At 55.8% G+C, this 13,640-nt stretch carries 12 protein-coding genes; 3 read left to right on the top strand and 9 right to left on the bottom strand.

What is annotated here, in order from left to right; genetic code table 11:
- Window positions 1–43: 43 nt before the first annotated feature.
- Together ACWGKN_RS13855 and ACWGKN_RS13850 are read left to right on the top strand one after the other, a co-directional pair.
- Window positions 44–649, top strand: a complete 606-nt coding sequence (locus ACWGKN_RS13855; protein WP_035229743.1) for a GTP-binding protein — start codon at window positions 44–46, stop codon at window positions 647–649.
- 1,041 nt (window positions 650–1,690) lie between these two features.
- Window positions 1,691–3,739, top strand: coding sequence for a hypothetical protein (locus ACWGKN_RS13850; protein WP_452095476.1), 2,049 nt, complete (start codon window positions 1,691–1,693; stop codon window positions 3,737–3,739).
- A gap of 121 nt (window positions 3,740–3,860) precedes the next feature.
- Here the strand turns inward: ACWGKN_RS13850 and ACWGKN_RS13845 are convergent, their stop codons facing one another.
- The 8 genes from ACWGKN_RS13845 to ilvB all read right to left on the bottom strand — a co-directional run bounded on the left by ACWGKN_RS13845 (window position 3,861) and on the right by ilvB (window position 10,700).
- Entirely contained in the window at window positions 3,861–4,703 is an 843-nt protein-coding gene (locus ACWGKN_RS13845; protein WP_035229748.1) for a cytochrome b N-terminal domain-containing protein, read from the bottom strand.
- Between the two features lie 14 nt (window positions 4,704–4,717).
- Window positions 4,718–4,990, bottom strand: coding sequence for a QcrA and Rieske domain-containing protein (locus ACWGKN_RS13840; RefSeq protein ID WP_052159963.1), 273 nt, complete (start codon window positions 4,988–4,990; stop codon window positions 4,718–4,720).
- A gap of 146 nt (window positions 4,991–5,136) precedes the next feature.
- Complete coding sequence (gene coaD / locus ACWGKN_RS13835; RefSeq protein ID WP_035229751.1) at window positions 5,137–5,640, bottom strand: pantetheine-phosphate adenylyltransferase; 504 nt, start codon at window positions 5,638–5,640, stop codon at window positions 5,137–5,139.
- Window positions 5,641–5,683: 43 nt separating this feature from the next.
- Window positions 5,684–6,304: a 16S rRNA (guanine(966)-N(2))-methyltransferase RsmD gene (gene rsmD, locus ACWGKN_RS13830; protein ID WP_424252758.1), complete on the bottom strand. Its 621-nt coding sequence runs from the start codon at window positions 6,302–6,304 to the stop codon at window positions 5,684–5,686.
- A 97-nt stretch (window positions 6,305–6,401) separates the two neighbouring features.
- On the bottom strand, window positions 6,402–7,421 hold the full coding sequence (locus ACWGKN_RS13825; protein WP_452095475.1) for an aspartate-semialdehyde dehydrogenase: 1,020 nt from the start codon (window positions 7,419–7,421) through the stop codon (window positions 6,402–6,404).
- Between the two features lie 222 nt (window positions 7,422–7,643).
- A complete protein-coding gene (locus ACWGKN_RS13820) occupies window positions 7,644–8,288 on the bottom strand; it encodes a phosphatidylserine decarboxylase family protein (protein WP_424252760.1) in 645 nt (214 codons plus the stop codon).
- A 165-nt stretch (window positions 8,289–8,453) separates the two neighbouring features.
- Window positions 8,454–8,939, bottom strand: a complete 486-nt coding sequence (gene ilvN, locus ACWGKN_RS13815) for an acetolactate synthase small subunit (protein WP_035229758.1) — start codon at window positions 8,937–8,939, stop codon at window positions 8,454–8,456.
- A gap of 60 nt (window positions 8,940–8,999) precedes the next feature.
- Window positions 9,000–10,700: a biosynthetic-type acetolactate synthase large subunit gene (gene ilvB, locus ACWGKN_RS13810; RefSeq protein ID WP_035229760.1), complete on the bottom strand. Its 1,701-nt coding sequence runs from the start codon at window positions 10,698–10,700 to the stop codon at window positions 9,000–9,002.
- Between the two features lie 556 nt (window positions 10,701–11,256).
- Between ilvB and leuA the strand changes: the two genes are divergently transcribed.
- Window positions 11,257–12,942, top strand: coding sequence for a 2-isopropylmalate synthase (gene leuA / locus ACWGKN_RS13805; RefSeq protein ID WP_424252761.1), 1,686 nt, complete (start codon window positions 11,257–11,259; stop codon window positions 12,940–12,942).
- Between the two features lie 246 nt (window positions 12,943–13,188).
- On the opposite strand, the gene ACWGKN_RS13800 is transcribed toward leuA, so the two are convergent.
- Window positions 13,189–13,344, bottom strand: coding sequence for a hypothetical protein (locus tag ACWGKN_RS13800; RefSeq protein ID WP_452095474.1), 156 nt, complete (start codon window positions 13,342–13,344; stop codon window positions 13,189–13,191).
- Window positions 13,345–13,640: the final 296 nt, after the last annotated feature.

Raw genomic sequence — 13,640 nt, 5'->3', positions numbered from 1 at the left:
CAAGGGTCAATGAGCAGAGCAACAACTGGGGAGGGAGGGTCCTTTGAGCTTTATCAATCTGAAAGATAAGGTTGTGCAGGTCAAAATCGTCTATTACGGACCTGGACGAGGCGGCAAGACGACCAATCTCGAATACATCAATCGCACGTATCGCAAGCAGATACTCTCCGAGATGGTCAGCCTGAAAACGCATGGAGACAGGACGTTGTTCTTTGATTTCCTGCCGTTCGATATGGGACAGATCAAGGGATATGACATCAAGATTCAACTGTATACAGTCCCCGGTCAGGTGAAATACAACGCCACCAGAAAACTCGTTCTGCGCGGAGTGGACGGATTGGTTTTCGTGGCTGATGCGATGGAGAAACAACGGGAAAAGAACATACGTTCATTGAACCAGCTTCACGAAAATCTTCAATCGTACAAAGAGAGCATATTCAAAATCCCACTGGTCATGCAATACAACAAGGTCGATCTCAAGGAGCATGGCATTCCTATCCTGCCGATAGAGGTACTGCAGAAGGATTTGAACAGTAGATTACAGGTACCTTATTTTGAGGCAAGCGCATTAACCGGATATAATGTTGCGGCAACTTTGAAAAAAATCATTTCTTCGACAGTTGTTTCAATACAGAAAAAACTACTCTGAGAGAGAAGGTACGGTGGAACACTATACAGAAAAGCAGTATGACGATGACCTCACTATCGTTGCTGATGAGTATGACGATTCCTTCCATACGGACAACGTCGATTTGTTCGAGTTTCCCACCTATGATGAGTCGCCCCTCGTCAGATTGAAATCACTTGTTCTATCCATTGACTGGGAGATTACGGATGATGTTCTGCACCAATTCAATGACGAACTTGTCGATCTGAAAGATGTCTGGGCCGATGAGAAAATATATCTTGTCTATATCCAAGCCCTTGAAAAAATTAGCAAATATATTTACAAAGAGAAGGCCGACGCCAACCCGAATGCCATAAAACTGCTGCTCTCGTTCTACTATAACCTCGAGAAAATGGTATCTTCCGAATTGATGACGGAAGGAGAAAAACGCCAATTGCTTCTTGAGGATGTTCGAAAATTCGAGATTTTAAAGAAGCAGATCAGTAAAGGGGACAAAAAGGCCACATCAACAGCCCAGGGGGAGGTGTACGCAGATGAGATGCAGCCGTCTCCCGTGACTGCGCCGGATGCCGGTTCCATCCTCTTCGATCTGAAGGCATTAGTTCTCGGTATCGATTGGGAGATCACTGAGATTGAGCTTGAAAGACTTCGAGACGAGGTTCATCGTCTCGAGAATATCTTTGCCGGGAGCCGGCCGAAGCAGATATTTCTCCAGGGGTTGGGCACGCTGGCGGCCTATATTCGGTTCAAGAAGAGCGATGCTCACGCAGATGCATTCAAACTCCTCCATTCCTTCGTTGCCGGTCTTGAAAAGATTGTAACTGTGCCCATGAGCCTTGAGGAAGAAAAGAGAATTCTTCTTCCTGAAGTTGAGAAATTCAATGAATTCAAGGCAATCGTTGGAGCGAAAATCAAGCCGAGTAAGGTTGAGGAAGAAGAATTCTCCGAAGATGAAGAGGAGGGGGGCTCAATTGCACCCGCCTTGTCCGGTTTGCCGGAAGGGGGGAAAGAGGGTTTCAGGAAGAAGAAGAGGCCGCTGCCCTGGACCGCTCTTCCACTTCGATGGTCGAGGGGCAGGTCGACAGGTTTTTTACCGACAGTGATGAACCGCAATTTGAGGAAAAGGCTGATCAATTCGAGGTTCAGGCAGGCAGGGATGTGCCGGATGAGGGCGGGGAGGTCGTAGAATCCCGTCTTGACGCCATGTTTCAGGCCGATGGTACACCTGCCGGTCCCGGACTAGACCGGGAAGAGTCCATGCGGGGGGTGGACGTCGAGTCGGATGCGGATGGTGAATCCGATCAGGACAGGCTCCCGTACCAGGATGACGACCTGGCTCCGGCCTTGTCTGATCTGGATGAGTCGGTGAGAATTGAGCGAAGCGAGGTTGTGCCTGAAGAGAATATCGAATTTGCCGCCGATGTGGAAAGCCGGTTGGATGATTTCTTCGGCGCACTGGACGTCAACGAGGAGATACCACAAGCAGCTGTTTTCGAGACAGAACCGGAAGAAACTGTTGAGACCGAGATGCAGGAATCAGTAGCGTTTTCTGCTGTTGAAACAGACACTGGTTCTTCGAGCGGAATCACACTTCCTGGAGTGGACGTTGAGTCTGAGGATGATGATGATTCGGGGGAAGAGCCTCTGGCGTTTGCCGGCGCCGACCTGGCTCCCGCTCTCTCCGGTGAACCTGAGCCAGAGTTGGTGGCAACCGGTGAAGACCGTTTTGCCGTTTTCGAGCCTGCAGATCGGGTTTCAGTCGAAGAGGAGCGTATCGCAGGGGAGATCGATTCAGCAGTAGACATCGAGGATCGTCCGGACTCTTTCTTCGGGAAAGAAGAAGAACCAGCCCGGGAAGGCCAAACGATGAACGGCAACGAAGAATCTGCGTTGACGGAAGAATCTATTGAGGAGTCGCCCAGTGACCGGAAAGAGGAAAAATATGAGGATGTTGACAAGATAGAACAGCCGTCTTCCTCGATGTTTGTGATGGAAGTGCTTGAAGAGGGCGAGATCGAAGAAGAACTCGCCTTTGAACCGGTGGAGGAAGAAAAGGGTGGCGCCATCGGGGAGGCTTCCCTGGATATCGATGATGAGGCCGTATTCGATGGCCTGGAGGAACCTGTCGCTGCTGATGTTTTCGAGGATAGCAGCATGGAAGGGGGATTTCAGTTTGAATCGGTTCCGGAGAGCCTGGATTCCGGCCGGCTCATGGCTGCAGTCCCCGATATCGAAGCACTTTCAGAAGAACAGTTGACGGTTGAGGAAGAATTGCCGATTGCCGCGATGGAGGATCCTCTGTCAAATCTTCGGGCCTGTGTCGGTTCCCTGGGCCTTGAGTTGGAAGACTCAATTTTTGAAGGCATGCATGCCGATATCGACAGTCTTCGCAATGAGTATGCGGCAGTACCGTTAGCCAGGATGTTTCTCCAACTGATATCCACTGCAACACAACACATTGAAACGTATCGGTATGAAGCCAGTGCCGAGGCCTTCAGCATACTGCAATCGCTCACTGATGCCCTTGGGGAGGCGCTCGAAGATCCGAAAGGGTTTTCTGCCCAGGAAAGGCTTTTAAGTGAGATGACGACGGTTTTGCTATGGCAGAAGGATATGCTGGACCGGCAGGCAGTGGCCAAGGGGGGCCGATTGACCTTTGCGGTTCCGGTACGAACCACGGCCGGGGAGATTCTCGAGGAAGAGGAGATATCCTTTGAAGAGGAAGAAATCGAGGAGCGGGACTCTGCTGCGATCGAACCCGCAGTTGAGGAAGAGCCTGTCGGCGGGGGAGAGACAGGTAGAGATCTCTTTACAGCTGCAGAGACCGTCGCTTTAGATTCGGAAGATATCTTCGCGGCTGAAGATCTGGTAGCTGAAGTGGCGGAAGTGCAAGATCAACGCAATATCGCCAGCATGGATGACGATTCATATACTGCCCTGGCTGATGACCTGGCCGGCGAACGTCTTGCAGTGACCGGTGCGGAAGGCTCCGACGAGCGTTTGGCGAGGCAGATCAGAGAGCTCATCAGGAGTGAGGTTGAATTGATCCGCCAAGAAATGCAAAGTGGTATGGAAAGCTTACGGAAAGAGTTGCTGGATAAGGAAAACTGAAAATAATCGTCGAGCCGACGATTCCCGGAGTTCAACGAGGGCTGCCCTGTCAAAAGGGGCAGCCCTTTTTGTTTTGATGAGCGGCGGTCAATTGTGGAAGCAGATGGTGCCAGATCGTCGTCTAGTGCATCAGGGCGAGGAAACTCAATACCAGGTAGAGCAGAAGCCAGATCAAGAGAAAGACGAGCGTGGATGTGAAAAAACGATGGTGCTTTCTTGCCAGGAAAAGAGCGAAGACAAAGGAGGCCGGAAAGATGAATCCGGCGATGAGCGGGGGAAGGTAGCGAAGGAGTTCCTGCAGGCCGAGAAAGAACCATGGCCCTGAAATATAGCTGACGCCGAGTTTTTCCGGATCGATCGGCGCGGCAATGAAGACACTGAACAGGAGGACAAGACCAGCCGCAGGGAGATAATCGGTGATGCGTATGCGGTAGCGGCGCAGGTGTTCCCAGGCCAGGGCGAGCCAGAGAAGATCAAAGGTTATGATATGGGTGACGTAGACACGCTGCATCCCGTGATCTGTGATGGAGAAGAAGGCGCTGTTGATTGCCGGGCCGAAGAGGGGGATATCCATAAGAATCGCCTCGGCAATCGCTCCTGCTGAGGCGCCTGTGCTGTCGGCGCGCAGTATGTAGCCTGTAAACAGCAGAAGCAGGACGACCGGCAGGGTTGCGATCAACCTGCTCCACTGGGCTGTCGTATAGCTGTCGGTGCTGTGGTAGACGACAATGAGATGGATGATGGCCAGGAGGAAGAAGAACTGGCTCGAATAAAAGTGGAGAGAGCGGAAATACTGACCGAAGGGAACGAGCAGATCCATCGCTGCCGTCGAGTAGTAGGCGGCAACGGGATCATATTGGAGGGCGACAAGGACCCCGGAAACAAGGGAAATATAGAGGCAGACCAGACTCCACGCACCCCACTTGACAGTGATGAGATGCCCCGGCAGCGCTTTCAATGTCATACCTGCCGCCCCCTTCACAAGGTAACGATATAGTAGGGGGGATCATCCCGTTTTTCAACCGGATAGGTCTTCAACGGGGCCTTGGCCGGACCGTTCAGTAACCGGCCGCCGCTGGAGAACCGGCTCTGGTGGCATGGACATTCGAGCAGATCGTCTTTTTCCACGTAATGGAGGGTGCAGCCGAGGTGGGTGCACTTGCGGGATACCGCCCAGACACTGTCTTCCCGGGCGAAGAGGATGAAATTCGGGAAAAGTCGGAATTGCCCCGGCAGAATCTGCTTGGCCACTTCGATCCGTTGAGGCTTTCGAGGCAGACGAAAACCGATGAACCGATACAGTGGATACAGGAGTGAGAGGATGCCAGTTCCAAGAAAAATTCTCCTTGTAATCAGAATCTTCCGCGATTTTCTCGGTGGCCGGTGCATGAATCAGGTCAGCGGACGAACTTTGTCTTCAGCATCTCGTTGACACAGGGCGGCACCATGTCGCTGACGTCCCCGCCATGGCGGGCGGCGTCCTTGATGATTGACGAACTGATGAAGATCCAGCGCAAGCCCGGCATCAGGAAGACGGTGTCAACTTCGCGCTCCAGTTTTCTGTTCATCAGGGCCAACTGAAATTCGTAGTCGAAATCGGAGACCGCGCGTAGACCGCGGATGACGGCCCTTGCCTTCTGCTGCGCTGCGTATTCCACCAAGAGACCGGAAACGGATTCGACCCTGACCCGGGATCCATGCCCCTGTAACACTTCTTTTATCATGCCGATCCGTTGTTCAAGCGTGAACAGCGGGCTCTTGGCAGGATTGATGGCAACGGCGACAATAACGGTATCGAAGAGATCAAGGACGCGGTTGATCAGATCCACATGGCCGTTGGTGATCGGGTCGAAGGTGCCGGGATAGACGGCGAGCGAGAGACTTTTAGGGCAATTCTGCATGGCTGTTCCTTGTGTGGTGGATATGGGCGTCTGGTTGTCGGAATTATTCATTGTCGGGCTCTTTTGATTCAAATATCCAGAAGGCGGTATCACCATAAACGCGCCTGTCGCTCAGTTTGAAGGTTGCAAAGCTGTCATCCAGCATTTCGTTCTCCCGTTCTTCCGCGATCAGCAGACCAGCATCGGCCAGTACATGGCTGTGATCCAGGTCCTGCAGCGTGCGCTGACAGAGACCTTGTGAATAAGGTGGATCGAGGAATATCAGGTCAAAGAGAGAAAACCCCTTCTGCTGATACTGGCGTAACGGCAAACCCCTTCGCAAATCATGATTGATCAGGGACAAACGCGGTTGAGCGGCCGCGGGGGATGCGCTGGATGTCGATTCATCCGTTCCGGCGCAGGCCCGAATATTCCTGGCGATCAGGTCGAGCGCGAGACGGTTGTTGTCGACGAACAGCACCCTTTTGGCGCCGCGGCTGAACGCCTCGAGCCCAAGTGCACCCGTACCGGCGTACAGATCGAGGACTGCTGCCTCTTCGGTGCGTCGACCGAGAATATTGAACAGCGCCTCGCGGGCTCGATCGGAAGTGGGTCGGATGACGAGGCTCCGCCCTGGTGGTGAACAGAGCTTCCGGCCTCGGGCAGATCCGCTGATGATTCTCAAGGATTCTGGAATGGGGATGGGGTTGAGTCTCTGACGCCGTCAGCGTGACGATCCGGATCGCCGCATGCCGGTCCGGATCGTCGATTCCGCCGGCAGCTCAGATGTATTCGGCTATCAGTTTTTCCGCGATCTGTACGGCGTTGAGGGCGGCTCCTTTCAGGATATTGTCGGCCACGACCCAGAGATTGATGCCGTTGGCGATGGACTCATCTTCACGGATGCGTCCGACGAGGGTCTCGAAATTGCCGGCACAGTCGGTTGCCAGGGGGTAGAGGCCCTTCTGCGGTTCATCGACCAGCCTAATGCCGGGAGCGGTCGCCAGGAGTTGTTTCACCTCCTCGGCGGTGATCTTCGATCCGGTCTCGATATTGACCGACTCCGAATGGCCATAAAAAACAGGGACCCGGACCGTGGTCGCGGTCACGCCGATGGACGGATCCTCGAAGATCTTGCGGGTTTCGTTGACCATCTTCATCTCTTCCTTGGTGTAGCCGTTGTCGAGGAAGGAGTCGATCTGGGGCAGGCAGTTGAAGGCGATCTGGTGCGGATAGACCTTCACTTCCAGGGGATTGCCGGCCGCGTAGGCCATGATCTGGTTCTTCAACTCGAGAATCGCCTTGGTCCCGGTGCCGGATACCGCCTGGTAGGTCGAGACGACGATGCGCTTGATGCCGACCTTGTCGTAGATCGGTTTGAGGGCCACCAGCATCTGGATGGTGGAGCAGTTCGGATTGGCGATGATCCCCCGTTTGGTATACCGGGCGATGGCATGCGGGTTCACTTCCGGTACCACGAGCGGGATCTCGGGGTCCATCCGGAAGGCACTGGAGTTGTCGACGACGATGGCCCCGGCAGCCGCGGCTGCCGGGGCAAATTCCAGGGAACGGTCTCCGCCGGCCGAGAACAGGGCAATATCGATCCCCTTGAAGGCATCTTTGGTCAGCAATTGAACCGGCAGCTGCTCTCCCCGGAAGGTGAGCGTTTTGCCGACGGAGCGTTCGGAGGCGAGCAGCCGCAGCTCTTTGACCGGAAAATTCTTTCTCTCCAGCACGTCCAGCATGGCGCCGCCAACCGCTCCAGTGGCCCCGGCGACCGCGACCGCATATTCTTTTTTCATCGCACTCATTTCCATGTCCTCGAAAGGTAAAACAACCTGTTTAACGGGAAGAAAAACCGGCATTCCAGGTGGATAAGCCCGGAAGTCCAGGATGCGTAGTGGCAGACGATACGGCCAATATGCTGCTGTTGTCTCGGTCTTTCATTTACAAACCGGGATCACTGAAAAATCACTGAACCACACAGTATACGGTGATACAAGGCAAAAATGTATCGGCAGGCATCAGGGGAGCAGACCGATGACAGTCTCGCCGGCGATGACCTTCTGTCCCACCGCCACCTGGATGCTGGTCTCTTTCGGCAGGTAGAGGTCGACACGCGAGCCGAAACGGATCAGGCCGATACGTTGGCCACGCCGCACGCGATCTTTGGGCTCAAGCCAGCAGACGATCCTTCTGGCGATGAGACCGGCCACCTGGACAACGGCGATCTTCCTGCCGGCGCCTGTGGTGAGCAGCGTTGCACAGTATTCATTGCGGAGCGCTCCCTGGGCGGAATCGGCGGAGTAGAACATGCCGGGCACATAGATGATCCTGTCAACGTCGCCATCGCATGGCGCCCGGTTGACATGGACGTTGAAAATGTTCATGAATATCGAGATCTTGTACACATGACTACCGGTGAAGGTCTGATCCATCACCTCTTCGACCAGGATGACCTTGCCGTCCGCCGGGGACATCAGGGCATCGGCCCGTTCCGGGATGAAGCGTTCCGGATCCCTGAAGAAATAGAGGATGAAGGCGGTGGCGAGCAGGGTCAGCAGGGCCGGCCCGGTCAGACCGAGGATGGCGAAGAGCAGCGTCAGGAAGGCGGAAAATCCGATAAACGGATAGCCTTCCTGGGCAACGGGCACTTTGGGTGCAAGCATGATACAGGTTTCTCCTGGGAGGTGGAATTCCCGGTTGGCGTCAGCGGCATTGCCGGCTGAATGATTGCGGTTTGCGAAGACTGGCGGAAGATCCGGAGTGAGGGGTCATTGACGTTCCTGCAACCGGTTCCACCGCCGATGAAGGCGAAGGAACCGATTCAGGGATCATTTGTTTTTCGAGGCCCTGGCCATGGCGATGGTCCCGGTGCGGACGATCTCCTTGATGCCGATCGGCTTCAGCAGATCGATGAGCGCCTGGATCTTGGAGGCAGAACCCGTGACTTCGACGGCATAGCTTCTGGAACTGACATCGACGACCTTGCCCCGGAAGATATCGATCACCCGCAGGACCTCGGCGCGGGTCTGGGCCTCGGCCTTGATCCTGATCAGCACCATCTCCCGCTCGACGTACTCCTTCTCGCTGATGTCGGTGACCTTGATGACATCGATCAGCTTGTGCAGCTGTTTGGTGATCTGTTCGATGATGGAGTTGTCGCCCCGGGTGACAAGGGTCAGGCAGGAGATACCCGGGTCGAGGGTTTCGGCGACGCAGAGGCTTTCGATATTGAATCCCCTGCCGCTGAACAGGCCGGTTACCCGTGAGAGCACTCCCGGCTTATTTTGAAGAAGAACGGATAAGGTGTGTTTCATTGTTGTCCTGTAGGCGTGACGGGTTATGGAAATCCTGCCGGTTATCGTAGATTCGCCGGATCAGACGAGCAGCATCTCGGTCGTGGCCTTGCCTGCCGGCACCATCGGGTAGACATTCTCCTCGCGGGCGATGGAGAAATCCATGATGACGACGTTTTTGGTGGCCAGGGCCTTCTCGATGACGGGGACGACCTCGCTCTTCTTCGTGGCACGCAGGCCGACCGCGCCATAGGCCTCGGCCAGCTTGACGAAATCAGGGGTGATTTCCATCACGGTCGAGGCATAGCGCTTGTCATAGAACAGTTCCTGCCATTGCCGCACCATGCCGAGATAGCTGTTGTTCAGGATGGCGATCTTGACCGGGCAGTTGTACTGTCTGGCGGTGGCCAGTTCCTGGATGTTCATCTGGATCGAGCCATCGCCGGCGATATCGATCACCAGCCGGTCGGGGAAGGCCATCTGGGCGCCGATGGCGGCCGGCAGGCCGAAACCCATCGTGCCGAGACCGCCCGAAGTGACGAAATGGCGGGGCTTGTTGAACTTGAAGAACTGGGCCGTCCACATCTGGTTCTGGCCGACTTCGGTGGTGATGATGGCATTGCCGCCGGTCAGTTTGTCGAGCATCTGGACCACATACTGCGGCTTGATCAGCTCGCCTTCTTCCTTGTACGTCATGGGATACTTGGCGGTCCACTCCCTGATCGTCTCCAGCCAGGCCTCGTGCTGGGCGGCCTCCTCCTTGATGTTGATGCCGGGCTCCTTGGCGAACCAGCTGTTGATGGCGGTCAAGGCGTACTGGCAGTCGGCGACGATCGGGATGTCGACCTTGACGTTCTTGCTGATCGAGGTCGGGTCGATATCGATGTGGATGATCTTGGCGTTGCAGGCGAACTCCTCGAGTTTGCCGGTCACCCGGTCATCAAACCGGGCGCCGACGGCGATCAGCAGGTCGCTCTGGGCGACGGCCATATTGGCGGTGTAACTGCCGTGCATGCCGAGCATGCCCATCGACAGCGGATGTGACCCGGGAAAGGCTCCCAGCCCCATCAGGGTCATCGTCACCGGGATATTGAGATTGACGGCGAGTTCCTCAAGGGCCTTGTGGCCATCGGAGAGGATGACCCCGCCGCCGACATAGAGCACCGGCTTCCTCGACTTGAGGATCTGCTTGCAGGCCTTGGCGATCTGGCCGATATGGGGCTCATAGGTCGGCTGGTAGTTCTGCATGCGGATCGGCTTCTGTTCCGGATAGGTGACCTGGCCGGCCATCAGATCCTTCGGCAGGTCGACCAGTACCGGCCCGGGACGGCCGGTCCGGGCGATGTAGAAGGCCTCGCGCAGAATCGGCACCAGCTCGTCCCTGTTGCTGACGAGGTAGTTGTGTTTGGTGCAGGGTCGGGTGATGCCGACGATATCCACCTCCTGAAAGGCGTCGTTGCCGATCAGCGAGCGGGGGACCTGCCCGGTCAGGATGACCATCGGGATCGAATCGCAGTAGGCGGTGGCGATGCCGGTCACGCCGTTGGTCGCCCCCGGGCCGGAGGTCAAGAGCGCCACGCCGACCTCGCCCGTTACCCGGCTGAACGAGTCGGCGGCATGCACCGCCCCCTGCTCGTGACGGACCAGGACGTTGGTGATGTCGGAGTCCATCAGGGCATCGAACAGATCTATGACCGCCCCGCCCGGGTAACCGAAGATTGTCTTGACGCCTTCTTCCTGGAGGCATTTGACTATTGCCTGTGAACCGGTCATTTTTACCATCAGCTCTTCCTCTTACATGAATGTGAGCGCCAGGCGGAGGTGCAGGGCCTGGGAAACAGGAGAATCATATATAAAACAGAAAATATATATTTGAAAAAATGATATGTCAATATGGATCAAAATGATTGTTATTTCAAATATTGTCTGTTTACGGAGATTTTTCAATACCTGATTCCCTTCAGCTTTTAATTGGCAGCCGGACGCATCGACAGAAATCCATCGGGGTGGTTGGGCAGCCGATTCCGAAGGGCGCCTTGTCTCGATAGTACAGCGCCATCTTCCCGGGAAAACTTCCTTGACATCATCACTGGATCACGTATATATCGAATATTGCAGATGCAGCAGTTGCTGTGACCATATTCCAAGCCGTTAAGGGACACGAAGAAAATGCCTATCCTCCTCCTCGCTCTACTTCAAGGTCTATATGTTGCCGCCGCGGCAGGGTCGGAGGGATTGTAGTTCACTCATAACACAATACGATGACTTTCAAGGCCGCGGTTGATCCAACCGCGGCCTTTTTTATTTCCACGTACTGGGATTTTTCAAGGAGAAAACAATGAAACCGGAAGCAGTGAAGAAATACCGTCCTTTTCCTCGATTCGATATGCCTGACCGCATCTGGCCGTCGCAGGTCATAACCAAGGCTCCGGTCTGGTGCAGCGTCGACCTGCGCGACGGCAACCAGGCCCTTATCCAGCCGATGAGTCTGACCAGGAAGCTGGAGATGTTCAAGCTGCTGGTCGATATCGGGTTCAAGGAGATCGAGGTCGGTTTTCCCTCCGCTTCACAGGTTGAATACGACTTCACCCGCATCCTGATCGACAAGGGGCTGATACCGGAGGGAGTCCTGATCCAGGTGCTGACCCAGGCCCGGGCGCACCTGATCGAAAAGACCTTTGCCTCTGTCAAAGGGGTGAAGGAGGCCGTCGTCCATCTGTATAATTCCACTTCGGCCCTGCAGCGGCGGACGGTCTTCAAGATGAACCGGAAGGAGATCATCGCCCTGGCGGTCGAGGGGGCGAAGCTCATCAAGGAGGAGGAGGCGAAATACCCGGAGACCCGTTTCCGTTACGAGTATTCGCCGGAGAGCTTTACCGGCACCGAACTGGAATTCGCCCTTGAGATCTGCGAGGCGGTGATGGATGTCTGGCGGCCGACGCCGGACGAACCGGTGATCATCAATCTGCCGGCTACGGTCGAACTGGCCAGTCCCAATGTCTATGCCGATCAGATCGAGTGGTTCAGCCGCAGGATATCGCGGCGCGATGCGATCATCCTCAGCCTCCATGCCCACAACGATCGCGGCTGCGCTGTCGCCGCCACCGAACTCGGGCTGCTGGCCGGCGGTCAGCGCGTCGAGGGCACCCTGTTCGGCAACGGCGAGCGGACCGGCAACGTCGATATCATCACCCTGGCCCTCAACATGTTCACCCAGGGGGTCGATCCCGGCCTCGATCTGCACGACATCAACCAGCTGGTGGAGGTCTACGAGCGAGTCACCCATCTGCCGGTCCACCCGCGCCATCCCTATGCCGGCGAACTGGTCTACACCGCCTTCTCCGGATCGCACCAGGATGCCATCAACAAAGGCATGACGATGTACGAAGAGGCGGAAACCGGCTTGTGGGAAGTTCCCTATCTGACGATCGATCCCACCGATGTCGGCCGGACCTACGAGTCGATCATCCGGATCAACAGCCAGTCCGGCAAGGGCGGAGTCGCCTATGTCATGGACAAGGAATTCGGCTTCAAGCTGCCGAAGGAGATGCATCCGGAATTCGGGGCGATCATCCAGGATCTCACCGAACGGGTAGGACGGGAACTGCAGCCGCAGGAGATCTACGAATCCTTCGAGAGGGCCTACCTGTCGGTGTCGCAGCCTTTCGCCCTGAAGGGATTCAACACGGTCAAGCGGCATTTCGACAGCGTCGACAAGGCCTCGTTTGCCGATGTCGAGATCAACCTGCTGGTCGATGGCATCGAGCGGACGCTCCAGGCCTCGGGTAACGGTCCGCTCGATGCCTTCTGCGCGGCGATGAAGGCATCGGTGACCGGCGAGTTCACCCTCTGCAGCTACCATGAACATGCATTGGGAGGCGGTCAGAGCGCCACGGCGGCGGCCTATATCGAGATCGAGGACGTCGGCGGCAACCGCTTCTGGGGGGTCGGGATCGATACCGATATCATCGTTGCCTCGATCAAGGCGGTGATGAGTGCATTGAACCGGTCGTGCCAGAAATGATCGTTGAAAAAAGGGGACTTCCGGTGGAGCGGATCTGAGATAGAATAGTTCGCTTTGCTGGACAATTCTGCTGCAGCTTCGATCTGAAATCCGCCTCGACAGGGGATCAGCCTCCATGCCTGCCCCTGTCCAGGCACTGCGTCGAACCGGTCGGAGCGGCGGCCATATTGCGGTGGTGCGAGGTATAACCGTGCCGGGCAGATCCAGCTGCATTGTCCAGGCCTCGCAGGATCTGCCGCTCACGTACTACGGCGACGGGGCGCAGACCCGTTCCTTCTGCTCTGGCGACAACCTCATCGCCCCCATTGTCCGCTTGATGGCCGCCGCCCGCCGTCCCATGGCCGTTCGAACCTGCGGCACCTCTCGATTATCTCCGGCTCGAGGCGGATTGATGTCGCTCAATCCCGTCAGCGTTCCTCTTCCAGGATCCGCGAATGGCTTACATGCCCTCCTGCTTACGGCATAGGTAATTTTTAAGAATCGAATTTCCCGGTCGGCAGTGGATTGAAGTGGGCCGGGATGGGAGTAAAAAGCTTATCCCGCTCAGATTGAAGTGGCGTTGGCTGTTGCGACACGTGTATAGAAAAGGTGTGGCTGGGTCGTTGTGGTGAGTTGGAGGATAATGCAGGTATTCGATCCTGCCGATACCGGGGAATGCAAACTTTTCCTTCGAGGTCCCGACTTGTAATCCCGTGATC

It is taken from the genome of Desulfoprunum sp. (assembly GCF_053613775.1).
The sequence above is the reverse complement of the archived record's forward strand: the minus strand, read 5'-3'. Positions and strand labels throughout refer to the sequence as shown.